This is a genomic window from Curtobacterium sp. MCBD17_021 (assembly GCF_003234525.1).
Taxonomy (GTDB): Bacteria; Actinomycetota; Actinomycetes; order Actinomycetales; family Microbacteriaceae; genus Curtobacterium.
Map to the genome: position 1 here is coordinate 16199 of NZ_QKTS01000015.1, position 24664 is coordinate 40862.

23 protein-coding genes are annotated in these 24664 nt (G+C 72.0%); 12 read left to right on the top strand and 11 right to left on the bottom strand.

The window, feature by feature from the left end; all coding sequences use genetic code 11:
* The gene (locus DEI83_RS13045; protein ID WP_220036799.1) at positions 1-405 is read left to right on the top strand and encodes a DUF6640 family protein; all 405 of its coding nucleotides are present in this window, start codon (positions 1-3) and stop codon (positions 403-405) included.
* Positions 406-546: 141 nt separating this feature from the next.
* Here the strand turns inward: DEI83_RS13045 and DEI83_RS16255 are convergent, their stop codons facing one another.
* The gene (locus tag DEI83_RS16255) at positions 547-675 is read right to left on the bottom strand and encodes a hypothetical protein (protein WP_258371202.1); all 129 of its coding nucleotides are present in this window, start codon (positions 673-675) and stop codon (positions 547-549) included.
* A gap of 45 nt (positions 676-720) precedes the next feature.
* On the bottom strand, positions 721-1032 hold the full coding sequence (locus DEI83_RS13050) for a DUF3253 domain-containing protein (RefSeq protein WP_258371203.1): 312 nt from the start codon (positions 1030-1032) through the stop codon (positions 721-723).
* A gap of 179 nt (positions 1033-1211) precedes the next feature.
* Here DEI83_RS13050 and DEI83_RS13055 point away from each other — a divergent pair, with 179 nt between their 5' ends.
* Entirely contained in the window at positions 1212-2576 is a 1365-nt protein-coding gene (locus DEI83_RS13055; protein WP_111082384.1) for an alpha-amylase family glycosyl hydrolase, read from the top strand.
* 88 nt (positions 2577-2664) lie between these two features.
* On the opposite strand, the gene mmsB is transcribed toward DEI83_RS13055, so the two are convergent.
* The 3 genes from mmsB to chvE form a co-directional block, all read right to left on the bottom strand.
* Positions 2665-3846, bottom strand: coding sequence for a multiple monosaccharide ABC transporter permease (gene mmsB / locus DEI83_RS13060; protein WP_111082385.1), 1182 nt, complete (start codon positions 3844-3846; stop codon positions 2665-2667).
* Positions 3833-5383, bottom strand: coding sequence for a multiple monosaccharide ABC transporter ATP-binding protein (gene mmsA / locus DEI83_RS13065; RefSeq protein WP_111082386.1), 1551 nt, complete (start codon positions 5381-5383; stop codon positions 3833-3835). Before mmsA ends, mmsB begins: the two co-directional genes overlap by 14 nt.
* Before the next feature lie 109 nt (positions 5384-5492).
* Positions 5493-6629, bottom strand: coding sequence for a multiple monosaccharide ABC transporter substrate-binding protein (gene chvE / locus DEI83_RS13070; protein ID WP_111082387.1), 1137 nt, complete (start codon positions 6627-6629; stop codon positions 5493-5495).
* Between the two features lie 185 nt (positions 6630-6814).
* Here chvE and DEI83_RS13075 point away from each other — a divergent pair, with 185 nt between their 5' ends.
* The 7 genes from DEI83_RS13075 (at position 6815) to DEI83_RS13105 (ending at position 16330) form a co-directional block, all read left to right on the top strand.
* On the top strand, positions 6815-7873 hold the full coding sequence (locus DEI83_RS13075; protein WP_220036800.1) for a substrate-binding domain-containing protein: 1059 nt from the start codon (positions 6815-6817) through the stop codon (positions 7871-7873).
* A gap of 30 nt (positions 7874-7903) precedes the next feature.
* Positions 7904-9799 carry a glycoside hydrolase family 127 protein gene (locus DEI83_RS13080; RefSeq protein ID WP_111082388.1) on the top strand — a complete coding sequence of 632 codons (1896 nt, stop codon included), beginning with the start codon at positions 7904-7906 and terminating at the stop codon, positions 9797-9799.
* Positions 9800-9896: 97 nt separating this feature from the next.
* Positions 9897-11588: a xylulokinase gene (locus DEI83_RS13085; RefSeq protein ID WP_111082389.1), complete on the top strand. Its 1692-nt coding sequence runs from the start codon at positions 9897-9899 to the stop codon at positions 11586-11588.
* Positions 11585-12286 carry an L-ribulose-5-phosphate 4-epimerase gene (locus DEI83_RS13090; RefSeq protein ID WP_111082390.1) on the top strand — a complete coding sequence of 234 codons (702 nt, stop codon included), beginning with the start codon at positions 11585-11587 and terminating at the stop codon, positions 12284-12286. The genes DEI83_RS13085 and DEI83_RS13090 overlap by 4 nt, the downstream gene beginning before the upstream one ends.
* Positions 12283-13815, top strand: a complete 1533-nt coding sequence (gene araA / locus DEI83_RS13095) for an L-arabinose isomerase (RefSeq protein WP_111082391.1) — start codon at positions 12283-12285, stop codon at positions 13813-13815. The genes DEI83_RS13090 and araA overlap by 4 nt, the downstream gene beginning before the upstream one ends.
* A 28-nt stretch (positions 13816-13843) precedes the next feature.
* On the top strand, positions 13844-15124 hold the full coding sequence (locus DEI83_RS13100) for an FAD-binding protein (protein ID WP_258371204.1): 1281 nt from the start codon (positions 13844-13846) through the stop codon (positions 15122-15124).
* 303 nt (positions 15125-15427) lie between these two features.
* Positions 15428-16330: a cation-transporting ATPase gene (locus tag DEI83_RS13105; RefSeq protein WP_111082393.1), complete on the top strand. Its 903-nt coding sequence runs from the start codon at positions 15428-15430 to the stop codon at positions 16328-16330.
* Between the two features lie 64 nt (positions 16331-16394).
* Here the strand turns inward: DEI83_RS13105 and DEI83_RS13110 are convergent, their stop codons facing one another.
* Together DEI83_RS13110 and DEI83_RS13115 are read right to left on the bottom strand one after the other, a co-directional pair.
* Positions 16395-17723: a GNAT family N-acetyltransferase gene (locus DEI83_RS13110; protein ID WP_111082394.1), complete on the bottom strand. Its 1329-nt coding sequence runs from the start codon at positions 17721-17723 to the stop codon at positions 16395-16397.
* Positions 17724-17838: 115 nt separating this feature from the next.
* Positions 17839-18366 (bottom strand): hypothetical protein, encoded by a 528-nt coding sequence (locus DEI83_RS13115; RefSeq protein WP_111082395.1) that lies wholly within the window; start codon positions 18364-18366, stop codon positions 17839-17841.
* Between the two features lie 230 nt (positions 18367-18596).
* On the opposite strand from DEI83_RS13115, the gene DEI83_RS13120 reads away from it, so the two are divergent.
* Positions 18597-20147 (top strand): Mur ligase family protein, encoded by a 1551-nt coding sequence (locus tag DEI83_RS13120; RefSeq protein WP_181431225.1) that lies wholly within the window; start codon positions 18597-18599, stop codon positions 20145-20147.
* On the opposite strand, the gene DEI83_RS13125 is transcribed toward DEI83_RS13120, so the two are convergent.
* The 4 genes from DEI83_RS13125 to DEI83_RS13145 all read right to left on the bottom strand — a co-directional run bounded on the left by DEI83_RS13125 (position 20114) and on the right by DEI83_RS13145 (position 22938).
* On the bottom strand, positions 20114-20809 hold the full coding sequence (locus tag DEI83_RS13125; RefSeq protein ID WP_111082434.1) for a signal peptidase I: 696 nt from the start codon (positions 20807-20809) through the stop codon (positions 20114-20116). The two genes, DEI83_RS13120 and DEI83_RS13125, sit on opposite strands and share 34 nt — an antisense overlap.
* Positions 20806-21684, bottom strand: a complete 879-nt coding sequence (locus tag DEI83_RS13130) for a hypothetical protein (protein WP_111082397.1) — start codon at positions 21682-21684, stop codon at positions 20806-20808. The genes DEI83_RS13125 and DEI83_RS13130 overlap by 4 nt, the downstream gene beginning before the upstream one ends.
* On the bottom strand, positions 21681-22283 hold the full coding sequence (locus DEI83_RS13135; protein WP_146241607.1) for a TasA family protein: 603 nt from the start codon (positions 22281-22283) through the stop codon (positions 21681-21683). Before DEI83_RS13135 ends, DEI83_RS13130 begins: the two co-directional genes overlap by 4 nt.
* Before the next feature lie 106 nt (positions 22284-22389).
* Positions 22390-22938, bottom strand: coding sequence for an alternate-type signal peptide domain-containing protein (locus tag DEI83_RS13145; protein WP_111082400.1), 549 nt, complete (start codon positions 22936-22938; stop codon positions 22390-22392).
* A 315-nt stretch (positions 22939-23253) separates the two neighbouring features.
* Between DEI83_RS13145 and pnuC the strand changes: the two genes are divergently transcribed.
* Together pnuC and DEI83_RS13155 are read left to right on the top strand one after the other, a co-directional pair.
* A complete protein-coding gene (gene pnuC / locus DEI83_RS13150; RefSeq protein ID WP_111082401.1) occupies positions 23254-23919 on the top strand; it encodes a nicotinamide riboside transporter PnuC in 666 nt (221 codons plus the stop codon).
* Positions 23920-23938: 19 nt separating this feature from the next.
* On the top strand, positions 23939-24631 hold the full coding sequence (locus DEI83_RS13155) for a hypothetical protein (protein ID WP_111082402.1): 693 nt from the start codon (positions 23939-23941) through the stop codon (positions 24629-24631).
* The last annotated feature ends 33 nt before the right edge of the window (positions 24632-24664 follow it).

A 24664-nucleotide genomic window follows, 5' to 3' on the forward strand; every position in this document is an offset into this window, starting at 1 on the left:
ATGACACTCTCTGCGCGTGAGCTGGCCGGGCGGATCTGCATCGGCGTCGCTGCGGTCGCCGCCCCCGTGGGCGCTTTCGTCTTCGACTACAACGAGACCCACGTGAAGAACCCGGCATGGCCGCCGCACGCGAAGTTCCACAACGCGCAGACGATGTCGCTCGCGGTGGCGTTGGCCGGCCTCACGGTGTGGCGCCTGCGTCCCTCGGTCCGGGACGTCGGTCTCGCGAGCAGCATCGCCTCGACCTACTGGGTGACACAGGTGACGAGCCTCGCCTTCCCCGGCACGGCGCTGGCCGATCCCGGAGTGCAGTACCGCGACGTCAAGGGCGACCAGCGCGTCCCGATGATCGCCTGCCTCGCGCTCGTCGCCGTGGGGACGGTGCTCGCCCGACGACGTCGCTGATGCCGCGGCCTGGCGACCGTGCCGCTGTACACAAATCGAGTACATGTGTACCGATTTTGTGTACACACGTCCGCTCGACTGCCTCGCCACACGACGAACGCCCGCACCGCGAGCGGTACGGGCGTCGTGGTCCAGCAACGGTCAGTGACCGTCGACGGCGTCCTTCGCCTTCTCGGTGTCCATGCGGGCTTCGCCCATGCCCTGGTCCTTGTGGCCCTGCGCGGTGAGTTCGGCGCGTGCAGCTGACCGTGGACGCGTGCCCGACGTCACTCACGGCGGGTCCGAGCGCCGTGTACCCCGGGCCGCTCCACGGCCTCAGCGCGGACGGCGGATGCGGATCGGGCCCTTCGCGGTCGACGGGTCGATGACGTTCCCGCCCTGGGTGATCTCGACCTCGCCACGCGCGACCATCCGCCGGGCGGCGCGACGCGCGGGTTCCATGAGGTCGCGCCAGTCCTCACCGCCGACGGCGCGTGCCGCGTCCGACGGGCAGATGCTCGAGGTCAGCGCGCGAGCGTCGAGCAGCGCGTCGATCGTGTGCTCGAGGGTCCGGTCGGTGTCGTCGAGCCCGTGGCGTCGGCACGCGTCGGAGCACCACTTCGTGTCCGGGCCGGCGGTGTCGGGCATGCGCCGTCCGCAGGACGCGCACGTCCGTTCCGCGTGCGCGGCCTCGAGTCGGCGTGCGTCGTCCTCGGTCCGGATGGCTCGTCCCATACGCCCATGATCGTCCCGGCCACCGACGCGCTTCCAGGCTGGCGGTACCCCGGTCCACGGCCCTGACCAGGGCCGCCTGGCAGCATGCATGGATGGACACAGCAGCCGAGCCGAACCCCGCCGCCGCGACGAGGCCGAGCGAGCCCGCCTGGGTCGAGCACGTCATGTGGTGGCACGTCTACCCGCTCGGCTTCGTCGGAGCAGAGGTCCGCCCGGCAACGCCGGTCGACGAGCGTGCGGTCGAGCACCGCCTCGGCCACCTGGAGGGCTGGCTCGACCACGTGGTGGACCTCGGCCTGAACGGACTGCTGCTCGGCCCGGTCTTCGCGAGTTCGTCGCACGGCTACGACACGGTCGACCACTTCCGGATCGACCCGCGGCTCGGCGACGACGCGGACTTCGACCGCCTGGTGGCCGCTGCGCGCGAGCGGGGGGTCCGCGTGCTGCTCGACGGCGTCTTCAACCACGTCGGCCGTGAGCACCCGGCGTTCCGCCAGCTCGAGACGGCGGGACCGGACGCCGACACCGCGGGCCTGTTCGCCGTCGACTGGTCGGGCTGGCAGCCGGGGCAGCCGGTACCGGTCGGGTCGTTCGAAGGGCACGACATCCTCGTCGCACTCGACCACGCGTCGCAGCAGACCGAGGACCTCGTCGTCGCGGTCATGACGCACTGGCTGGAGCGTGGCATCGACGGCTGGCGGCTCGACGCGGCCTACGCGGTGCCGCCGGCGTTCTGGGCCCGGGTGCTGCCACGCGTGCGCGAGCGGTTCCCGGACGCCTGGTTCTCGGGCGAGGTCATCCACGGCGACACCGCGGCGATCGTCCGGGGGTCGACGATGGACTCGACCACCCAGTACGAGCTGTGGCAGGGCATCTGGCACGGCATCGCGGACCGGAACTGCTTCGAACTGGCGCACGCGATCGAGCGGCACGACGAGTTGCTCGCGACCTCCGCCCCGAGCACGTTCGTCGGCAACCACGACGTCACCCGGATCGCGAGCGCGGTGGGGGAGGGGTTCGTCGGTCACGCCGTCGCGGTGCTCTTCACCGTCGCCGGCACGCCGTCGGTGTACGCGGGCGACGAGTTCGGTTGGACCGGCGTCAAGGAGCAGCGCGAGGGCGGCGACGACGCGGTCCGCCCCGCGTTCCCGGCTGCGCCAACCGAGCCGAGCGGGACCGCAGCCGAGCTGGTGCACGCGCACCAGGCGCTCGTCGCCCTCCGGCGTCGGCACCCGTGGCTGCACCGTGCGCACACCGACGTGGTGCACCTGTCGAACGAGGCGCTGGTCCTCCGGACCGCGACCGACCGGGAGGCCGTGGTCACCGCCCTGAACCTCTCGCCGGAGCCGGTGGTGCTGCCCGCGGCCGACGCGACGCGCGTCGAGGCGGGCCGGGCCGATCTGTCGGAGGGCGGGCTGCGCCTCCCGGCCGGCGCCTGGGCGGTCCTGACCGCCTGAGCCGTCCGGCCTGACGGGAACGCGAAAGCGACAGATCTCCGTGGAACTTCCACGGAGATCTGTCGCTTTCGGGGAGGAACCGCGGTTGCTACTTCCGAGCGGAGGCGGCGCGGCGCTTGTTGAAGACGTCGAACGCGACGGCGGCGAGGAGCACCAGGCCCTTGATGAGCTGCTGGAACTCGGAACCGACACCGAGGATCGACATGCCGTTGTTGAGCAGACCGATGATGAGACCACCGACGATCGCACCCGGGACCGTGCCGATGCCACCGGTGACGGCGGCACCACCGATGAACACGGCCGCGATGGCGTCGAGCTCGAACCCGTTGCCCGCGCTCGGCGAGGCGAGGTTGAGCTGGCCGGTGAAGACGACGCCGGCGAGGGCCGAGATGACACCCATGTTCACGAACAGCAGGAACGTGACGCGCTTCGTCTTGACGCCCGACAGCTGTGCGGCCAGCGGGTTGCCGCCGATCGCGTAGATGTGGCGACCGAAGACCGCGCTGCGCATGACCATCGAGTACGCGATGACCAGGACGCCGAGGATCACGAGGACGATCGGGGTGCCGTTGTAGCTGGCGAGCAGCAGCGCGATGAAGATGACCAGCGCGACGGTGAACGCCATCTTGGTGATGAACCACGCGAACGGCTCGTCCTCGAGCTGGTACTTGCGACGGGTCGCACGACCGCGGAAGCCGGTGATCACGAGGATCGCCGCGGCGGCGAGGCCGAGGACCATCGTGAGCGGCTCGTAGCCCGAGGTGCCGAAGGACGGCAGGAAGCCGGAGCCGAGCGAGCGGAAGCCGTCCGGGAAGGGCGAGATCTGCTGGTTCTGCAGGGCGATCTGCGCGGCACCACGGAAGGCGAGCATGCCCGCCAGGGTCACGATGAACGCCGGGATCCCGAAGTAGGCGATCCAGAAGCCCTGCCACGCACCGACCAGGGCGCCGAGGACGAGGCAGAGGACGACGGCGACCGGCCAGGGGATGCCCCACTGGGTGATCATGACGCCGGCCATGGCGCCCGTGAACGCGACGACCGAACCGACCGAGAGGTCGATGTGCCCGGCGATGATCACCATCACCATGCCGATCGCGAGGATCAGGATGTAGCTGTTCTGGACGATCAGGTTCGAGACGTTGATCGGGGCCAGCGTGATGCCGTTCGTCGTCACCTGGAAGAAGATGACGATGACGATCAGCGCGATGAACAGGCCGATCTGTCGGAGCTGCCCGGTGAGGTAGCTGGCGGCGGACTTAAGCGCGTTCATTGACTGGGGTCTCCCGTTCCTGGGTCATGTACTGCATGAGGACTTCCGGCGACGCCTCGGAGCGCGGGACGTCGGCGGTGATGGTGCCCTCGGAGAGCGTGTAGATGCGGTCGCAGATGCCGAGCAGCTCGGGCAGCTCGGAGGAGATCACGATGATCCCCTTCCCCTGGTCCGCGAGCGCGTTGATGATCGTGTAGATCTCGTACTTCGCGCCGACGTCGATGCCGCGGGTGGGCTCGTCGAGGATGAGCACGTCCGGGTCGGAGTACATCCACTTCGACAGGACGACCTTCTGCTGGTTCCCGCCGGAGAGCTTGCCGGTCACCGCGTTCACGGTCGGCGCCTTGATGTTCATGTTCTTGAGGAACTGGCGCGCGACGGTGGTCTCCTCGGAGCCGTTCACGAAGCCCCACTTGGCGAGCTTGCCGAGTGCCGAGCCGGAGACGTTCCGCTTGATGTCGTCGATGAGGTTGAGGCCGTAGCGCTTCCGGTCCTCGGTCGCGTAGGCCAGGCCGTTGTCGATCGCGGCGGTGACCGTGTTCGTCTTGATCGGGGTCCCGCGCTTGTAGACGGTGCCGCTGATCCCGGTGCCGTACGAGTGCCCGAAGACGCTCATCGCGAGCTCGGTGCGGCCGGCGCCCATCAGCCCGGCGATCCCGACGATCTCACCGGCGCGGACGGTGAGGTTCGCCTGGTGGATGATCTCGCGGGAGGCGTCGAGCGGGTGGTGGACGGTCCAGTCCTCGATGCGCAGGAGCTCTTCGCCGATGTTCGACTCGTGCTCCGGGTACCGGTTGGAGAGGTCCCGCCCGACCATGCCGCGGATGATGCGGTCCTCGGAGACCTCGCCGGCGTGCATGTCGAGGGTCTCGATGGTCTGTCCGTCACGGATGATCGTGACCTTGTCCGCGATCGCCTTGATCTCGTTGAGCTTGTGGCTGATGATGATCGCCGTCATGCCCTCGGCCTGCAGCGAGCGGATGAGCTCGAGCAGGTGCGCGGAGTCGTCGTCGTTCAGTGCGGCGGTCGGCTCGTCGAGGATGAGGAGCTTCACCTTCTTCGACAGCGCCTTCGCGATCTCGACGAGCTGCTGCTTGCCGACGCCGATGTCCGTGATCTTGGTGATCGGGTTGTCCTTGAGGCCGACGCGCTTCAGGAGCGTCGCGGCCTCGAGGTTCGTCTTGTTCCAGTCGATGAAGCCGCCCTTGGCGCGCTCGTTGCCGAGGAAGATGTTCTCGGCGATCGACAGGTAGGGGCTCAGCGCGAGCTCCTGGTGGATGATGACGACGCCCGCGTCCTCGGAGTCGTTGATGTTCGAGAACGAGACGGGCTTGCCGTCGAGCAGGATCTCGCCGGCGAAGCTGCCGGCCGGGTAGACACCGGACAGGACCTTCATGAGCGTGGACTTGCCCGCGCCGTTCTCACCGCAGATCGCGTGGACCTGGCCCCGTTCGACCTGGAGCGAGACGTTCTGCAGGGCCTTGACGCCGGGGAACGTCTTGGTGATGTCGCGCATCTCGAGGATGGTGTCCGCCACGGGACCGCCTTCCGTTGGGCGCCGGGACGGCGCGCGAGTGGGTGGGGACGGAACGGGAGGCCCGGTGCCAGCCCGGCACCGGGCCTCCTGTCCGAAGAGGAGTCGCGACCTACTTGAGGTCGGCGTCCGTGTAGTACCCGGAGTCGACGAGGACCTTCTCGTAGTTCTCCTTGGTGACGATCGTCGGCTGGAACAGGTAGGTCGGGACGACCTTGGCCTTGTTGTCGTAGGTCTTGGTGTCGTTGACCTCGGGCTTCTTGCCCGACAGCAGGTCCTGGGCCATCGACGCGGACTTGTCGGCGAGCTGACGCGTGTCCTTGTAGATGGTCGAGTACTGCTGGTCGTTGATGATCGACTTGACCGAGGCGGCCTCGGCGTCCTGGCCGGTGATCACCGGGAGCGGGCGGTCGCCCGAACCGTAGCCGGCACCCTGGAGCGCCGAGATGATGCCGATCGAGATGCCGTCGTACGGCGAGAGCACGCCGTCGAGCGTGGTGCCGCCCGAGTACGACTTCGCGACGAGGTTCTGCATGCGGGACTTGGCGAGCGCCGGGTCCCACTGCTGGGTGGCGGCCTGGGTGAAGCCGTCCTGGCCGGAGCCGATCGTCAGGGTGCCGTCCTCGAGGTAGGGCTTGAGGGTGTCCATCGCGCCGTTGAAGAAGAACGTGGCGTTGTTGTCGTCGGCCGAGCCGGCGAAGACCTCGATGTTGAAGGGGCCCTTCTCGTCGGTCTTCTCGCCGTTCTCGTCGAGGAGCCCGAGGCCGGTCAGGAGCGAGGTCGCCTGGTCGACGCCCACCTTGTAGTTGTCGAACGAGACGTAGTAGTCGACGTTCTCGTTGCCGGTCAGCAGGCGGTCGTAGGAGATCACCTTGATGCCGGCCTCGGCCGCTGCGTCGAGCTGGTCGGACAGCGAGCCGCCGTCGATGGACGCGACGATGAGGACCTTCGCGCCCTTCGTGATCATGTTGCTGACCTGCTGGACCTGCTGCGGGATCTTGTTGTCCGCGTACTCGAGGTCGACCTTGTAGCCGGCCTTCTCGAGGCTGCTCTTGACGGCGTCGCCGTCCTTGATCCAGCGCTCGGAGACCTTGGTCGGCATCGCGACGCCGACGAGGGCGCCCTTGTTGCCGTTGCTCTCGTCGCCGCCGTCGGAACCGGTGGCGCCGCGGCCGCCGGCAGAGCAGGCGGCCAGGGAGAGGGCGAGACCGAGAGCGGTGACGCTCGCGACGATCCTGCGCTTCTTCATCGAAGTACCTCTGTTCCTCTCGCGTCGACGTCGACGCGCTCGGGTGCGGGGCTGCTGTGTCCCGCTGGGGATGTGATGCTCGAAGTGAGCGCTCACATCATGTGGGTTGTGTCCCACGGTGTCAACTCGTCGTGACCGGATCGGGATGTCGCCGCACCGAACTGGCGCCGCGGTACGGTGACCGGGTGACGACGACCGCGACGCCGAACGGCAGGCCCCGCAAGGCCCCGACGATCTTCGACGTCGCCGAGCGTGCGGGCGTCTCGCACCAGACCGTCAGCCGCGTGATCAACGGTGACCCGACGGTCCGGGACGGCTTCCGCTCCCGGGTGACCACCGCGATCGGGGAACTCGGCTACCGGCCCCGCGCTGCGGCCCGGGCCCTGGCCGGTGGGCGGAGCCGGGCGCTCGGCCTGGTCAGCGCAGGCGACGCGCTGTACGGACCGTCGAGCACGGCGATCGGGTTCGAACGGGCCGCGCGCACCGCCGGGTACCACGTGCTCCTCTCGACGCTGCCCGACGACCCCCGGCCGACGGACCTGTCGGAGGCCCTCACGACGCTGCTCGCGCAGGACGTCGCCGCCGTGGTCCTCGTCGCCGCCGACAACCGGGTGCTCGACGCCCTCGGCTCACTGACGATGGCCGTGACGGTGCCCGTCGTGGTCGCGAACGCCGTGCAGCGGGACGCGGTGCCCACCGACCTGGTCGTGCCCGGCAGCGGTGGCGCCACCGTCTCCGCCGTCGCGATCGACCAGGCCGCCGGCACCACCATGGCGTTGCAGCACCTGTTCGACCGGGGCCACCGGCGGATCGTGCACATCGCCGGACCCGCCGTCTCGCAGGAGGGCGAGGTGCGGCGCGCCACCTACGAGCGGACCATGCGCTCCCGCGGTCTGACCCCGGTCGTGCTGGACGGCGACTGGACCCCCGCGAGCGGATTCGCGGCCGGGCGGTCCCTCGACGTCACGGCGGTCGACGCGGTCTTCGCGGGGAACGACCAGATGGCGCTCGGCGTCCTGCACGCCTTCGCCGAGGAGGGCCTCCGTGTCCCGGACGACATCGCGGTCGTCGGCTTCGACGACATCCCGGAGGCGGCGCACTTCACCCCGCCGCTGACCACCGTGCGACAGGACTTCCAGGCGATGGGGGAGCGGGTGCTCGCGTCGGCCCGGGCGCTGCTCGAGGGCGGGCAGCACGACGAGGCACTCCTGCAGCCGGAGCTGGTGGTGCGGCGCAGCGCTTGACCCCGGGCGCTGGGAGCGTACGGTCGGGGCATGACGACGACGTCTCCACAGTCCGGCCCGGTCGCGCCCTCGACCTCCGTCCTCCGCCCGCTGCCGCACGGTGCCCTCCGCCTGACAGGCGGGTACTGGGGCGGGTGGCAGGAACGCAACGGCGCGGTCGTCCTCCGGCACTGCGAGGACTGGATCGAGCGGATCGGCTGGGCCGGCAACTTCGACGGTGCCGCCAGCGGAGCGGAGTTCGCCCACGCCGGCATCGAGTTCGTGGACTCCGAGGTGTACAAGCTCCTCGAGGCGATGGCGTGGGAGCTCGGCCGGACCGGTGACCCGGAGCTCGCCGCGCGGTACGAGCGGCTCGTCGAGCGGGTCGCCGCGGCCCAGGACGACGACGGCTACCTGCACACCGCCTTCGGCCGGCCGTGGCAGCGCCCGCGGTGGTCGGACCTGGAGTGGGGGCACGAGCTCTACTGCATGGGGCACCTCCTCCAGGCGGCCGTCGCGCGCCTCCGTACCGCCGGCAGTGGCCGGCTGGTCGACGTGGCGGTCCGCGTCGCCGACCACCTGGTCGAGGTGTTCGGGGACGGCGGACGGGAAGCGGTGTGCGGACACCCCGAGATCGAGCCGGCACTCGTGGAGCTGGGCCGGGCGGTCGGCGACCCGCGCTACGTCCGGCTCGCCCAGCTGTTCGTCGACCGTCGGGGGCACGGGCGCCTCGGGCCGATCGCGTTCGGCCCGGAGTACTTCCAGGACGACCTGCCGGTGCGCGAGGCCGAGGTCTGGCGCGGTCATGCCGTCCGGGCGATGTACCTGGCGGCGGGAGCGGTGGACGTGGCGGTGGAGACCTGTGACGCGGAGCTCGTCGCGGCCGTCGAGCGGCAGTGGACGAACACGGTCGCACGGCGGACCTACCTGACGGGAGCGATGGGGTCGCACCACCAGGACGAGGCCTTCGGCGCGGACTTCGAGCTGCCACCGGACCGCGAGTACGGCGAGACGTGCGCCGCCATCGCCTCGAACATGGTGTCGTGGCGGCTGCTGCTCCAGACGGGGGAGTCGAAGTACGCGGACCTCATGGAGCGGACCCTGCACAACGCCGTGATGGTCGCGCCGCGGCAGGACGGGCGGGCGTTCTTCTACGCCAACACCCTGCACCAGCGGGTCGAGGGGAGCGTGCCGCCGGAGGACGACCTCAGTGCCCGAGCGCTGTCGAGCCTCCGGGCGCCGTGGTTCGAGGTCTCCTGCTGCCCGACGAACCTGGCCAGGACGCTCGCCAGTGTCGAGTCGGTGTTCGCCACCACGACCGACACCGGTCTGCAGCTGCACCAGTACGGCGACTACGACGTCGACGTGACCCTGCCCGGCGGCACCCCGGTCGGGTTCAGGGTGCGTTCCGACTGGCCGTCCGGGGGCACGGTCACCATCGAGGCGACCGCGGACACCGGGACCTGCGTCGCCCTGCGCCTCCGCGTGCCGGCGTGGGCCTCCGATGCCGTCCTCGAGACGCCCGAAGACACCCGCAGGGCTTCCGGCACGGACACGGTCACCGTCGAGCGGGTGTTCGCGGTCGGTGACCGGGTCACCCTCACCGTGCCGGTCACCGCCCGGCTGACGACCCCGGACCCGCGGATCGACGCCGTCCGCGGCACGGTCGCCGTGGAACGCGGACCGCTCGTCTACGCCCTGGAGTCCGTCGACCTCGGTCGGGATGTCGGGGACGTCGTCCTCCAGCCCGGGGCCGAGCCGCTCGACGACGGGCCGGACGACGTCCGCGTCCGGGTGGCACCCCGCACCGTCCGGACCGCTGGCGTGCTGCCGTACGGCGGTCCGGAGGTCACGACCGAGGAGGCCGGAACCGTCCGCCTCGTGCCGTACGCCACCTGGGGCAACCGCGGTCCGTCGACGATGCGCGTGTTCCTGCCGGTCGGGTAGCGCGACACGCGTCGACGACACCCGGACGAGTTGTCCGGGTGAGCGCTCACGCGCTACGGTGTGAGCGCTCACTCGACGGCGAGAGCAGGAGGCCACCATGAGCGACGACCGGACCCGCGAGATCGCGGACGGCCGCACGACCCTCGGCATCGAACTCGGTTCGACCCGCATCAAGGCGTGCCTGGTGGGTGAGGACCTGACGGTCATCGCCGCCGGCTCGCACGAGTGGGAGAACGAGTTCGTCGACGGTCGCTGGACCTATCCGCTGGCAGCCGTCGAGACCGGCGTGCGCGCCGCCTACGCCGCGCTCGTCGCCGACCTGCAGGAGCAGCACGCCTCGGTCCCGACGACGTTCAAGGCCGTCGGCGTCTCGGCCATGATGCACGGCTACCTGCCGTTCGACGCAGCGGGCGACCTCCTCGTCCCGTTCCGCACCTGGCGCAACACCTCGACGGGCCCCGCCGCCGCCGCGCTCAGCGACGCGCTCGGCTTCAACATCCCGCTCCGCTGGTCGGTTGCGCACCTGTACCAGGCCGTCCTCGACGACGAGCAGCACGTCGCGCACATCGACGGCGTCACGACGCTCGCCGGGTACGTGCACCGCCGCCTGACCGGTCGGGACGTGCTCGGGGTCGGCGACGCCTCCGGGATGTTCCCGATCGACCCGGCGACGCAGGACTACGACGCCGCCATGCTCAGCGCCGCGCAGGACCTCATCGGCGTCCCCGACCTCCGGGCGCTGCTGCCCGAGGTGCTCGTCGCCGGACAGGACGCCGGCACGCTCACCGCCGAGGGCGCAGCGTGGTTGGACGCGACCGGGACGCTGCAGCCCGGCGCACCGCTCTGCCCGCCCGAGGGCGACGCCGGCACCGGCATGGTCGCGACCAACGCGGTCGCCCAGCGCACCGGCAACGTCAGCGTCGGCACGAGCATCTTCGCGATGGTCGTCCTCGAACGCCCGCTCAGCACCCCGCACGAAGAACTCGACGTCGTCACCACCCCCGCCGGGGACGCCGTCGCCATGGTGCACTGCAACAACGGCGCCAGCGAGATCGGCAGCTGGGCCCGGGTGTTCGGTCGCTTCGCCGAGGCCGCCGGCAGCCCCGTCGACGCCGACACGGTGTTCCGCACCCTGCTCGACGAGGCGGCCGCAGCCGAGCCGGACGCCGGTGGACTGCTCGCCGTGAACTACCTCGCCGGGGAGCCCGTGACCGGCGTCGAAGACGGTCGGCCGCTGCTCCTGCGCGCCCCCGACGCCCGCTTCACGCTCGGCAACCTCGTCCGCGCGGAACTCATGGGGGCCTTCGCGACGCTCGCGATCGGGATGGACGTGCTGCACGGGGAGGGCGTCGCCGTCGACCGGATGACCGCCCACGGTGGGCTCTTCCGGACGCCCGGCCTGCCGCAGCGTCAGCTCGCCGCGGCCCTCCGTGTACCGGTCGCCCTCGAGGCCACCGCGAGCGAGGGCGGAGCGTGGGGCATCGCGGTCCTCGCCGCCTACCTCGAGCACGCCGCCGACACCTCGCTCGCCGAGTACCTCGACACCACGGTGTTCGGGTCCGCCGCGACGAACGTCGTCCAGCCGGACGACCGCGACGTCGACGGGTTCACCGCGTACCGCGGCCGCTTCCGCGCCGCGCTGCCGATCCAGGCGATCGCCGCCGCGGTCCCGGGAACACCCGCCGGCGTCGCGCCCGACGCGGCCACGTCGAGCGGCGTGACGACGACGACGGCGGCCGAGCCGCGCCTCCCGACCGACCCCCAGCAGGAACAGGACGTGACCCGATGACCGACACCACCACCCAGGAGGCCGTGGCCGCCGCACGCGAGCGCGTCGCCCGCCTGCACGGCGAACTCGTCCGCTACGGACTGGTCATCTGGACCGGCGGCAACGTCTCCGAGCGCGTCGCCGGCACCGACCTGTTCGTCATCAAGCCGAGCGGTGTCGTCAGCGAGGACCTCGCCCCCGAGAACCAGGTCGTCTGCACGCTCGACGGCGTCCCGGCCGAGGGGTGGGGCAACGCGCACGGCCCGTCGTCCGACACCGCCGCGCACGCCTTCGTGTACCGGAACATGCCCGAGGTGAACGGCGTCGTGCACACCCACTCGACCTACGCCACCGCCTGGGCCGCCCGCGCCGAGGAGATCCCGTGCGTGATCACCGCGATGGCGGACGAGTTCGGCGGCCCGATCCCGGTCGGGCCCTTCGCGATCATCGGGGATGACTCGATCGGCCAGGGCATCGTCGCGACCCTCAAGGACCACCGGTCGCGTGCGGTGCTCATGCAGAACCACGGCGTCTTCACGATCGGCAAGGACGCGAAGGACGCCGTCAAGGCCGCCGTGATGTGCGAGGACGTCGCCCGCACCGTGCACATCGCGAAGCAGGGCGGTGACCTCGTGCCGATCGCGCCCGAGGACATCGACCGACTGTTCGACCGATACCAGAACGTCTACGGACAGAACCCCGAAGGAGCCATGCGATGACGCAGGACACCCCCGTCGACCCCCGGACCACCCTCGACGGCTACGAGGTCTGGTTCCTCACCGGCTCGCAGGGTCTCTACGGCGAGGAGACCCTCCGCCAGGTCGAGGAGCAGAGCCGCGCCGTGCACGCCGAGCTCGCGCCGCACGTGCCGGTGACGCTGGTCTGGAAGCCCGTGCTCAAGGACGCGGACGGCATCCGCCGGGCGCTCATCGAGGCGAGCGCGGACGACAAGGTCATCGGCGTCACGACCTGGATGCACACGTTCAGCCCGGCGAAGATGTGGATCGGCGGCCTCAACGCGCTGACCAAGCCGTTGCTGCACCTGCACACGCAGGCGAACGTCGCGCTGCCCTGGGCGGACATCGACTTCGACTTCATGAACCTCAACCAGGCCGCGCACGGCGACCGCGAGTTCGGCTACGCCCTGGCCCGCATGGGCGTGCGACACGCCACCGCCGTCGGGCACGTGTCCGACCCCCGCGTCCAGCAGCGCGTGTCCGACTGGACCCGTGCCGCCGCCGGTGCAGCCGCCATCCGCGAGCTCAAGCTGACGCGGTTCGGCGACAACATGCGCTACGTCGCCGTCACCGAGGGTGACAAGACCGAGGCCGAGATCGAGCTCGGCGTCCAGGTCAACACCTGGGGCGTCAACGACCTGGTCGCGGCCGTCGAGACCGCGACGGCCGACACCGCCGCCGTCGACGCGCTCGTCGCCGAGTACGACGGCCTGTACGACCTGGTCCCGGAGCTGCAGGAGGGTGGCGCCCGTCGCCAGTCCCTGCGGGACGGTGCCGCGATCGAGCTCGGCCTGCGCGCACTGCTGGCGGAGAACGGGTCCGCGGCGTTCACGACGAACTTCGAGGACCTCGGCGCGCTCAAGCAGCTGCCCGGCCTCGCCGTGCAGCGGCTCATGGCCGACGGCTACGGGTTCGGCGCCGAGGGCGACTGGAAGACGGCCGTGCTCGTCCGCGCGATGAACGTGGCCGGCGCCGGTCTCCCGGGTGGCGCGAGCCTCATGGAGGACTACACGTACGACCTCACGCCGGGTGCGGAGAAGATCCTCGGCGCGCACATGCTCGAGGTCTCGCCCACGCTGACGTCGTCCACCCCGACGCTCGAGATCCACCCGCTCGGCATTGGCGGCAAGGACGACCCGGTGCGCCTGGTCTTCACCGCCGACGCCGGACCCGCGGTGGTCGCGGCACTGTCCGACACGCGCGACGGCTTCCGCCTCACCGCGAACGTCGTCGAGGTCGTCGAGCCCACCGCGGCGCTGCCGAACCTGCCCGTCGGCCGTGCCGTCTGGGAGCCGCAGCCGTCGTTCCCGGTGTCCGCCGAGGCCTGGCTCACCGCCGGCGCCGCACACCACACCGTGATGACCACGGCCGTCGGCATCCAGGTGGTCGAGGACCTCGCCACGATGATCGGCACCGAGTTCCTGGTGATCGACGAGCACACCACGCTGCGCGGCTTCCGCGACGAGGTCCGCACGCAGCAGACCTGGCACCGGCTCGACCGGGGCTTCTGAGTCGGTCGGGAGGCCTACGATGAGCGACGTGATCGACGACGACGACACCACCACCGCAGCCCGCACCCGCACCAACTGGGCGGGGAACGTCACCTACTCGGCGAGCCACCTGGCGGAACCGACGAGCCTCGACGAACTCCAGCGGCTGGTCGCCACCACCACGCGCCTGACGGCGCTCGGGTCCCGGCACTCGTTCAACACGATCGCCGACACCGACGCGGTGCAGGTGACGCTCACGGGCCTCCCGCCCGAACTCGACGTGGACGGCGAGCGACGCGTGGCCCGCGTCGCCGCCGGCCTCACGCACGCCCAGGTGGCCGTCGACCTGGAGGCCCGTGGCTGGGCGCTCGCGAACCTCGCGTCCCTGCCGCACATCTCCGTCGCCGGTGCCGTCGCCACGGGCACCCACGGCTCGGGTGTCGGGAACGCCTCGCTGGCGCAGTCGGTCGTCGGGGTCGAGATCGTGCGGGCCTCGGGGGAGGTCGAGCTCGTCGGTGCGGACGACCCCCGGCTCGACGCGCACCGGGTCGCGCTCGGCGCCCTCGGCGTCGTCGTCGCGGTGCACCTCGCCGTCGAGCCGAGCTACCGCGTCGCCCAGACGGTGCACACCGGGCTCGGTTGGGACGTCGTCGACGCGCAGTTCGAGCAGATCATGTCGGCCGGCTACAGCGTCAGCATGTTCACCGGGTACACCGCCGACGGCGTCCGGCAGATCTGGACGAAGCGGCGCGAGGACCGGGACGACGCGGTCATCGACCTCGCCGCACTCGGGGCCGTCGCCGGCGCCGAGCCCGTCCACCCCGTACCGGGCAGCGAGACCGCGGGTGTCACCGAGCAGGGCGGTGTGCCGGGCCCCTGGCACGAGCGGCTCCCGCACTTCCGGTCGTCGTTCACGCCGTCCGCCGGAGCGGAGATCCAGGCGGAGTACATGGTCGCCGCCACGGACGCCGTCCCCGCGATCCAGGCGCTCCGCGAGATCGGCGAGGCCATCGCGCCGGTCCTGTACGTCTCGGAGATCCGTCGGATCGCAGCCGACGACGCCTGGCTCGCGCCGAGTTCGGAGCGGGACTCCGTGGCCTTCCACTTCACGTTCCGCCGACAGGCCGAGGACGTGGCCGTCGCGCTGCCGCTCATCGAGAACGCCCTCGCGCCCTTCGCTCCCCGCCCGCACTGGGGGAAGGTGACGGCCGCGAGCCCGGAGCGGCTCCACCGGGTCTACCCGCAGCTCGCGGCGTTCTCGGCGCTGGCGCGGGACCTCGACCCGGAGGGGCGCTTCCGCAACCCGTTCCTGGAGCGCGTGCTCGGCTAGCGCGCGGCGCAGTGGGCCGGAGCGCCCCGCACCGCTGGATGCGATGCGGGGCGCTTCCCCTGGCCCTCCACTCGGAGAGCGAACGGAAGCCCGGAACTGTGTCCGCAGTTCCGGGCTTCGTCGTCCGCCCGGAGCGCGCTCCGGCGGTTGCGCGCTCGACGACCAGCCGACCGGCGTGATGCACGTTTTCCGGTTCGGCGTCGCCCCTTCAGCGTCGCCGCTCACAGGGGATGTCGGGGGAGTGCACCGCCGGCGCACCGGCGCGTCGCCGTGTGCGCACATGTGAGGACGCAAAGGTCAGGTATGGCGAACCTGAACCGCATCCTCGGCATGGCCTCGAAGGTCATCGACAAGCAACTCCAGAAGCGATCCGGCCAGCCCGGGACCGGGAACCAGGGCGGCCCGCAGCAGCCGGGCGGCATGCAGCAGTACCGGCAGCCCGGACGATCGGGTGGCACCGATTGGCGCGGCCTGGTCCGGACGGCCGCGGACAGGTTGACCGGCGACGACCGTGGCGGTCACGACTCCGCGCGGCAGCCGCAGCAGCCGCACGGACAGCAGCCGTACGGACAGCAGCCGTACGGACAGCAGCCGTACGGACAGCAGCCGTACGGGCAGCCGAGCGGTGAACGATCCGGACGGACGCCGTCGACCGATGCCGACCGCGTGGCGATCGCCAAGTACGACTACCTGCTGAAGACCGCGGACCCCGAGCGTCTGGAGCAGGCGCACCACGACGCATTCGCTCGCCTGAGCCCGGAGCAGCGACAGCAGGTGCTCCAGCGACTCAACGCCGAGGTCCCGCAGGTCGACCGGTCGACCGATGCGTCCCCGGCCGGCTTGGCGAGGGCCGCGACCCGGGGTGAGACGAGCCGTCCGGGGACGATGCGGAAGGTCCTCGCCGGCACCGCGATCGGTGGCGGAGCACTCGCGGTCGGCGGACTCGCGGTGGCGGTCGCGGGCGGCGCGGTGCTCAGCGCAGCAGCGGGACCGGTGCTCGCGCAGGCGGCTGACCTCGGCGTCGACTTCGAGGGCGTCGCGTCCGGGCTGGGCGACACCGTGAGCGGTGGGCTCGGTGACCTCGGCGGTGGCGTCGAGGGCGTCGCCGCACAGGGTGAGCAGGCACTCGGCGGGCTCGGCGAACAGGTCGGGAACCTCGGCGAGGGCTTCCAGTGGCCCGGGATCGGCGACTTCTTCGACCGCTGAGCCGGTCGCGGAGGTCGCCCCCCTGGTCCGCCGTCGGCGTGTGCCCCGACGGACCAGGCCGGCGTCAGAAGTACGTGATCCCGTGCGGCGTGCGCGGCGGGGTCAGCATCGACCGCAGCAGGGTCGGGGCGGTCTCGTCGGCGGCGCGCAGCAGCCCGGCGGCCGCCAGGGTCTGCGGCGAGACCGATCCGATGAGCACCGCGCCGAGGTCGGCGACGTCGAGCGCGATGTCGGAGCCGGCCGCGTCGGCGTCGTCGGCCAGGCGCGTGACGGTGCCGCGGGCCTCCCGGACGTCGAGCCGGTACGTGCCGGAGGCGTGACCGAGCGCATCCGTGACGGCGAGCGTGAGCGAGCCGTCGACCGCGTACGGGCGGGACTCGAGCACGGCGGCGACGTCCAGGACGCGGAGCCAGACGTGGTCCTCCTCGTGGTCGACGTCGAACGCCCGGTTGTCGGCGATCGCGGCGACGATCGGGTCGTCCAGGCGCGAGCGGTCGTAGACCACCACGTCGTTCAGGTCGATCGAGAGCAGGAACTCCCACAGCGACAGGTAGGCCTCGTCGGTCACGTAGACCAGGTCGACGACCTCGACGCGGGTGTCCTCACCGGTCTTGCCCTCGACGACGCGCCAGGTGACGTAGCCGTCGACCTCGTCCGCGCCGTCGGGGCGGTGCACGGCGGCGCGGACGTCCTTCGCCTTCTGGCCGTCGCGGCCGATCTCGCCGAACACGATCGGCCACGTGCCGGTGTTGCGGACCATCGAGCCCGGCGTGCGGGCGTGGAACCGGGCGAAGACCTCCTGGCCGACACCGTCCGCGAGCCACTGCGGTGGGACCATCGCGACGGTGCCGGTGGTCGCGGCGAGGAAGGGGAGCGCGCGGGCACGGCGGACACGGACCGCACGCTCGCGGATGGCGCAGCCGAACCCGAAGCGGCGGTAGATCGTGCCCTCGGACGCCGTGAGGGACGCCATCGCGTAGCCCTCGGCGACACCGCGCTCGAGCGCGTGCGTCATCATCCGCCGGAGGATCCCGCGCCGACGCTCGGTCGGGCGGACGGTCACCGCTGACACCGCCTGCGTGTCGATCGCGGTCCCGTCACCCCAGCTGAGTGCCTTCCGGAACCACGTGAACGTACCGGCCGGCCAGGTCTCGTCGACCGACCCCGGGGCGGGCTTCCGGACGTACACGCCGAGGAAGGTCTCCTGGTCGGCCATGAAGTGCGACGCCATCCGCGCTGCTGCTTCGTCCGTCTCGGGCGGTTCGTGGAAGCCGAGGCCCACGGCGTCCATCCACGCCCTGGTCGTCGTGTCCGGTGCCCCCTGGTCGTCGGTCTCCGGCCGGAACTCCCGGAGCTCGTAGCGGTCGTCGAATGCGTCGTTGATCGAAGCCACGTGGCCGACCCTACCGGCGTCCGATGGCGGCCGTCAGGGCGTCCGGCGGGTGGCCTCCTGGGCGACGACCCGGTCGCGGTCCCGGTGTCGTCGGGGACGGTCCGGGGGTCGGTTGCTAGTCGGTCGCGCCACGGGGCGGGTCGACGAGCAGGGCGACGCGGTCGTCGAGGTAGTCGGCGAGCGGGACGTCAGTGCCCGCGGTCGCCGACCACCGGACCCACGGCGCGCCGTCGCGGACGAACAGCGTGCCGCTGCCGTCGACCAGGGAGTCGTCGAGGGGGATCGGCGTCGCGCCGTGGTTCACGGTGTCGCCGGGGGCGAAGTGCCCCTTCGCTGCGGCTGCCCGGTAGGCGCGGCGGACCTCGGCGGACACGGACACGAACTGCGCGCGACCGGCCTCGGTGACCCGGGTGATGGACCCGGTCGACCACACCCGCCCGGCCGTCTCGGGCGAGGACCCGAGCAGCAGCGCCCCGACGCGCCAGACCCGGCCGAGCGAGCGGATCGTCGGGTCGCGTCGGATCCCGAGTACGGGCTTCGGCTCGACGTACTCCCCGAGCGCCTCGTCCCGGGTACCGGCCGCACCGAGTCGGTCCGCCGCCCCGGTGAGCAGCACCCGCGCCCGCTCCACCCCGTCCGTCACCCGCCAGAGCCTAGACGCGTCGGGATGGTCGAGCGGTCGGGGTACGAGCAGCTGTGGCCGCGCTCGGTTCGTTGGGGTTCACTGGTGGTCCGGTCTGAGTCTGACTGTCGCGACAGCTGCGTCACCGACGACGTGACCGGGCGGTCGGCACCCTGGCCACCGCACCACGACGTCCGTCGCATCGATGCTCGTCGACCCCGACGACCACCGCTCCTGCCGAGGAGGACATCGTGCCGCACGCCTTCGACCCCGAGCGCCCCCGGCGGGTCGCGCTGGCCGACGTCGCGGCGGCAGCCGGCGCGGGGCCGCTGACCGGGACTGCCGCACGGACCGTCGTCACGGGCGCCGCGGTCGCCACCGAGGACCTCCGCCCCGGGTGGCTCTTCGTCGCCGTGCCCGGCCGTCGTGGTCACGGTTCCCAGCACGTCGAGACCGCCCGGGCTGCCGGCGCGGTGGCGGTCCTCACGGACGACGCCGGGGCGCGCGACGCTGTGCTCGCGGGACTGCCGACCCTCGTCGTCCCGGACCCGCGCGCGGTCCTCGGTGCGGTCGCCCGGGTGGTCTCCGGCGGCGCCGACCTCGGGTTCCCGCTGTTCGGTGTCACCGGGACCAACGGCAAGACCTCCACCGTCTCGGTCCTCGACGCGGTCATGCAGCGCCTCGGATGGACCACCGCCATGACCTCCACCGCCGAACGCCGGATCGCCGACGAGGTCGTCGCGAGCCGGTTGACGACGCCGGAGGCCACGGAACTCCACGCGTTCCTCGCGTGTGCCCGCGAACGCCGCGTCGACGGAGCCGCGGTCGAGGTCAGTGCACAGGGGCTCACGCGCCACCGCGTCGACGGCGTGTGGTTCGACGTCGCCGGGTTCACGAACCTCAGCCACGACCACCTCGACGACTACGCGGACATGGACGACTACCTCCGCGCGAAGGTGCAGTTGTTCCAACCCGACCGGGCCGGACGCGGCGTCGTGTCGCTCGACTCTGCCGCCGGTCGCGCCGTCGTCCGGGCGAGCGGGATCCCGGTCGCGACGGTCACGAGCGACCCGTGCACCCCGGCGGACTGGCGGGTCACGGTCCTGGAGCAGCGCTCCGACGGCACCCGCTTCCGGATCGACGGCCCGGGACTGCACGTGAGCACCGAAGTGCCCTTGCTCGGCCGGCACATGGCGGCGAACGTCGGGCTGGCGGTCGCGATGCTCCGTGCCGGTGGTGTCCCCGCGGACGACCTCGTCGCGGCGGTCGACGGCGGGCTCGACGTCGTCGTGCCGGGGCGGATGGCCGACGCGTCGAGTGTGACGGGCCCGCGCGTGTTCGTCGACTTCGCGCACACCCCCGACGCGTTCGCGAAGAGCCTCGCGGCGATCCGTGCGTTCGCCAGCGGCCCGGTGGCGATCGTTCTCGGCGCGGACGGCGACCGCGACCCGAGCAAGCGCGGTCCCATGGGCGCGGTGGCGGCGACGATGGCGGACCTCGTGGTCGTCGCCGACCACCATCCGCGGTTCGAGGACCCGGACGCCATCCGGGCCGCGGTCCTGGACGGTGCCCGGCGGTCCGGGGGGACGGCGACCGTCGTGGAACTGGCGGACCCGGCGCAGGCGATCCGCCACGCCCTCGCCGCGGTGGGGGAGGACGGTGTCGTGTACTGGGCCGGTCCGGGGTTGACCGACTACCGGGACGTCCGCGGCGTCCACGTGCCGTACTCGTCCTTCCGGGACGCACAGGCCGCGCTCGCGGAGGCCGGTCACCCTGCGCGGGAGGCCGTCTCCGCCGTGTGACCGTCGCGGGCGACGTGGTCACGGCCCGCCCGGCGACGTTCCGCCCGGCGCCGACGCCGACGCATGGCGGAGACCGTCCCGGTGCTGATCATCACGACGCCGTAGGCGAGAAACAGGCCAGCGAGTGTCGGCAGCAGCCAGGTCCGGGACCCGTTCACCACCTGGTTGACCGCGCCGAGCCCGGGCACGCTGTACCAGACCTCGCCGCGGACCTGCGCCGGGATCACGGGGTCGGCGTCGGCCTCGGCGTTCGCGTCGCCGCGGAACACGAACGTCCGGGAGCCGTCCGAGGACGCACCGATCGCGACGACCCGGTGGGTGACCACCTCCGGCCGCCCGGAGACGAGCTGGTAGGTGACGACGTCCCCGACCCGGATGTCCTCGGGTGAAACCGGACGGACGACGACGAGCGTCCCCGCCGGCAGGGTCGGCTCCATCGACTGCGTCAGCACGGAGAGCGGCACCGAGCCGGTGGCCTTCGGGACCACCACGAGTACGACGGCCAACGCCGCCACGAGCAGGACCAGCCCGGTGCTCAGACCGAGTCCGACCGCGCGGAGGAGCGCCGGGACCCCGGTCGTGACGCGACGGACGGCGGGGCGGGCGGCGTGGCGGGGCTGGGACGCGCCTCCCGACCGGGTGCCGCTGCTGATCGCGGTCATGCGCCGCACCGGATGGCGGGGCCGTCCTGCTGCGTGAACAGGGTCACCGGCCCGGAACCGGCGATGTCGTCGGTCGGCTGCCCGGCGTCGTCGAGGACGCGGACGTCCACGGTCACGGGCCCGGCGGGGGTGCCCTGCGGGAGGTCCACCGGGGCGATCTGGATCGACCCGTGGTAGCCCTGGTCGGCCGCGCCGACCCGCTTCTCGCCCACGTAGGCGGCGTAGTAGGTGGTGTCCGAGCGTGTACCCCGGGCCCAGGCCACGTCGACGTAGTTGCCGTCGTGGTCCGTGCAGGTGAACGCGGGGAGGCCGGTGCCCGTGTTGAGGTACAGCCCGCCCGAGACGGTGGCGGACACCCAACTCCCGTTCGCGGTCGTCAGCTCGAGGTGCACGTCCGTGGTCGCCCGCGGGGGTGCGTCTGCCCGGATCGTCGACCGGATGCACCACACGGCGTCGGCGCCCGGCCCGAGGCGGGACACCAGGCTCGGGAGTGCGGCCCAGGTCCCTCGGACGGCACCGCTGCCGACGACCGCGGTCGCGGTGCATGCACCGGCCGACGGGACGGGCCACGCCACGACGTCGACGGTCTGGGCGAGTGCGACGGACCCGGCCGCCACCAGGACGCGCGTCGCGGTGGTGCCCGCGATGTTCCCGGTGTTCCGCAGGGTGACCGGGCGGGTGAGAGTCGGGTCCGCGGCGGTGAAGGTCGTCGTGATGGCCTCGGTGCCCGTGATGCCCGCGACCACCTTGCCGTTCGTGACGCTGGACGCGGTGGTCCCGGTCGCGGTCCACAGCGCCCAAGCGACGGAGGAGCCGCCGCCGACGAACGCGGCGACGAGCACCACGGCGAGCAGGACCCGGAGGCGGGCGGTCACGCCGCCACCTGCGTCCCCGTCACCGTCAGGGTGAAGTCGGTCACGGCACCGGAGACGGTCTGCGGCGCGTCCGCGTCGAGGACCACCTCGACGCAGGCCGTGCCCGTGACCCCGACCGGCAGCGTGTAGTAGCCGCTCCCGGTGTCGAACGTGGTCGGCCGGGCGCTGTAGCCGCCGAGCCCGGCCCGGCAGTCGGAAGCCCGCGCCACCGCGGCGAGACGCACGGTGAGCTCGTCGAGCACGGCGGCGGCCGGGACCGACGGGCTGTAAGCGACCTTCGTCCCGGTCAACGCGAGCCGGATGGAGAGCGGGACCGTGCCGGTGTTCCGGACCGTGAACGTCCCCGTCGTGCTCGTCCCCGGCGCGAGCGGTGCCGCGTCCCCGACGCTCATCGCCGTGACGGCGAGGGTCGCCGTGCCCGACCGGATCGTGACAGCGTCGGTCTCGGCGGAGCTGTTCCACAGGGCGTACGTGCTCCCGCTGCTCACCACGGCGGCGGTCACGGTCACGGTCGCGACGAGTGCGGCGCCGAGCGCCCGGACCCGGTGCCGACGACGGGGCGCGCGGTGGCGTCCCGTCGTCGGTGTGGTCCTCGTCATGGTCGTCCCCCTGGACGTCGCGGTCCTCGTGGTGTGACGGACGACGGGCGGGTCAGGGGCCCGCCGTCCGCCGTGTCCGGGTCGCCGTCCGCTCCCGGGCGGTGGCTCAGGAACCGATGGCGGTCTGGGTGAGCGTGAACGCGAGCGCGCCGACGTCCACGGTGCCGCCCTGGCCGGTGGTCGCGGACTCGGGCAGGCTGATGGTGAAGACGACCTGGACGGTCGACCGGGCTCGGGACGGCGTGACCTCGAAGGCCGTGGCGGAGGTCCTGCGGAGCGCGGCACTCGACGAGGTGACCTCGAGGTCCTGCGTGCTCGCGTCGATGAGCTCCTGGTCACCGGTGATGCTCTGCGGCGCGTACGTGAGCAGGGCGCGGAGGTCCGTGCCGGTCGCGCCGACCACGAGGGTCTGCGTGAAGCGGTAGGTGTTGCCCGGGACCATGAGCACCTCCGCCGGGTCGATGGGAGTGGACCTCCCGTTCGTGATGTCGGTCCAGGCGCCGTCGTCGTTCGCCGTCAGGCTGAAGGTGCCGGAGCTCACCCCGGTCGCGGCACTGCTGGCCTGCGCGTTCCACAGGGCGAAGGAACCCGCTCCGCCGAGGAGGAGTGCGACCCCGGCGGCGCTCGCGATGGTGCCGGTCACGATCTTGTGCATGGATGTTCCGTTCCTGCGCAGGGCAGCGCTGTTGGCGTCATGGACTTCGGGAGAGCCCGACGGGACGGCTGTCACCGACCCCTGCGTGCAGGGGGCGCGGCTGACCGGTGCCGGAGGACGACCGGCTGCCCAGGAGTGAGGGAAGCTCGGGCTCGGTCGTCCTGTGGTCGAACCTACCCGGTCCCCCATACTGCGGACAGGGCAGTATGCGTCCGCATCGTCCCCAGTTCGGGGGAGGGGGCCCAGCCGCGCGCGTCGGCCTCGGAATGTGTACCGGGTCGTTGCAGTTGCATCGACCGGATCGAGGAGGGTCTCATGGGCTTCGTGCGGTGGTTGTTCGACGCACAACTCGTCATCGGTGACCAGACGGTGCTGTGGCGTGAAGTGATCGGCAACGCGTTCGGCCTGCTCAGCGCCCTCGGCGGCATGCGTCGCAAGGTGTGGGCCTGGCCGGTCGGGATCGCCGGCAACGCCCTCCTCTTCACGGTCTTCATGGGGGCGCTGTTCGACACCCCGAACCCGGTCAACCTGCTCGGTCAGGCCGGTCGCCAGGTCATGTTCATCCTCGTCAGCGTGTACGGCTGGTACCGGTGGACGCACCGCGCAGGCGACACGGCGCGGGTACTCGAGCCGCGATGGGCATCCTGGCGGTCCCGGGCCCTGCTCGTCGTCGGGCTGGTCGGCGGCACGGCCCTGCTGACGCCGGTGTTCCGGGCGCTCGGCTCGTACGAGCCGGTGTGGAGCGACGCGTGGATCTTCGTCGGGTCCCTCCTCGCCACCTACGGCATGGCGAAGGGCTGGGTCGAGTTCTGGCTCATCTGGGTGGCCGTCGACCTGGTCGGCGTGCCCCTGCTGTTCTCGGCCGGGTACTACGCCTCGGGCCTGATGTACGTCGTCTACGGCGCGTTCACGCTCGCCGGGTTCTTCGTCTGGATGCAGCAGCGTCGGAAGCCGTCGGCGGCGCCGGTCACCGTCGGCTGACCCCGGGCATGCTGGGGTCATGAGCGACTCCGCGTTCCGCACCGGCTGGGACGTGTACCGCCGTCAGCGCCGGGCGTTGCTCGATCGTCGGCTGGTGCGGCGTCGGCGGGTGGTCGCCCTCTCGGTGGCCGTGTCGGCCGGAACCGCGATCGTGGTCACGCAGCTGCTCGCGTCCTGGGTGCCCGGTGGCGCGGTCCGGCTGGCCGTCGTGCTGCTCGCCACCGCGGTGGCGGCCGGTTTCGTCGCGACGGTGTTCCTGCCGGAGTCACGCCTACCGGAGTGGCAGGAGGACCGGCAGGACGACCCCGAGTGGCGGCGCACCGAGCGGATCGAGGCGCAGTTCCGTCGCCAGCCGCCCCCGCTGGACCCCGCCGACCGCGCAGCGGTGCTCGCGACGGTCGAGCGGGTCGTCGACCCGCTCGTGGTCTCGATCAGCCGGACCGCGTTCCTCGGGCCCGCCTGGCTGGCGATCTGGGCCGCCGGGCTGGCGCTCGGCGGGACGGGGATGATGTTCATGCTGACCGTCTGGCCGCCGGTGGCCGCGTTCTTCCAGCTCGGTCCGTCGATCGCCCTCGTCCATCGGCTGGGCCGGGTGAGCACCGCCGGGGCGCGGGCGGAGGCGCTGGACCCGGCCGAACCGGTGGCACCGGCGCCGGTGCCTCCACGCAACGCGGACCCGCGCGGGTCGAAGGTGCGGCTACCGGGGGACTGACCGGCCCGTCGGCCGGGAGGCGCGTGCCGACCC

What these genes read in the sequence shown, in the direction of transcription:
- DEI83_RS13145 (WP_111082400.1), bottom strand. Translation starts at nt 22,938, where the DNA reads ATGCACAAGATCGTGACCGGCACCATCGCGAGCGCCGCCGGGGTCGCA.
- pnuC (WP_111082401.1), top strand. Translation starts at nt 23,254, where the DNA reads ATGGGCTTCGTGCGGTGGTTGTTCGACGCACAACTCGTCATCGGTGAC.
- DEI83_RS13085 (WP_111082389.1), top strand. Translation starts at nt 9,897, where the DNA reads ATGAGCGACGACCGGACCCGCGAGATCGCGGACGGCCGCACGACCCTC.
- DEI83_RS13080 (WP_111082388.1), top strand. Translation starts at nt 7,904, where the DNA reads ATGACGACGACGTCTCCACAGTCCGGCCCGGTCGCGCCCTCGACCTCC.
- DEI83_RS13055 (WP_111082384.1), top strand. Translation starts at nt 1,212, where the DNA reads ATGGACACAGCAGCCGAGCCGAACCCCGCCGCCGCGACGAGGCCGAGC.
- DEI83_RS13155 (WP_111082402.1), top strand. Translation starts at nt 23,939, where the DNA reads ATGAGCGACTCCGCGTTCCGCACCGGCTGGGACGTGTACCGCCGTCAG.
- DEI83_RS13050 (WP_258371203.1), bottom strand. Translation starts at nt 1,032, where the DNA reads ATGCCCGACACCGCCGGCCCGGACACGAAGTGGTGCTCCGACGCGTGC.
- chvE (WP_111082387.1), bottom strand. Translation starts at nt 6,629, where the DNA reads ATGAAGAAGCGCAGGATCGTCGCGAGCGTCACCGCTCTCGGTCTCGCC.
- DEI83_RS13125 (WP_111082434.1), bottom strand. Translation starts at nt 20,809, where the DNA reads ATGACCGCGATCAGCAGCGGCACCCGGTCGGGAGGCGCGTCCCAGCCC.
- DEI83_RS13135 (WP_146241607.1), bottom strand. Translation starts at nt 22,283, where the DNA reads ATGACGAGGACCACACCGACGACGGGACGCCACCGCGCGCCCCGTCGT.
- DEI83_RS13090 (WP_111082390.1), top strand. Translation starts at nt 11,585, where the DNA reads ATGACCGACACCACCACCCAGGAGGCCGTGGCCGCCGCACGCGAGCGC.
- araA (WP_111082391.1), top strand. Translation starts at nt 12,283, where the DNA reads ATGACGCAGGACACCCCCGTCGACCCCCGGACCACCCTCGACGGCTAC.
- DEI83_RS13045 (WP_220036799.1), top strand. Translation starts at nt 1, where the DNA reads ATGACACTCTCTGCGCGTGAGCTGGCCGGGCGGATCTGCATCGGCGTC.
- DEI83_RS13105 (WP_111082393.1), top strand. Translation starts at nt 15,428, where the DNA reads ATGGCGAACCTGAACCGCATCCTCGGCATGGCCTCGAAGGTCATCGAC.
- mmsB (WP_111082385.1), bottom strand. Translation starts at nt 3,846, where the DNA reads ATGAACGCGCTTAAGTCCGCCGCCAGCTACCTCACCGGGCAGCTCCGA.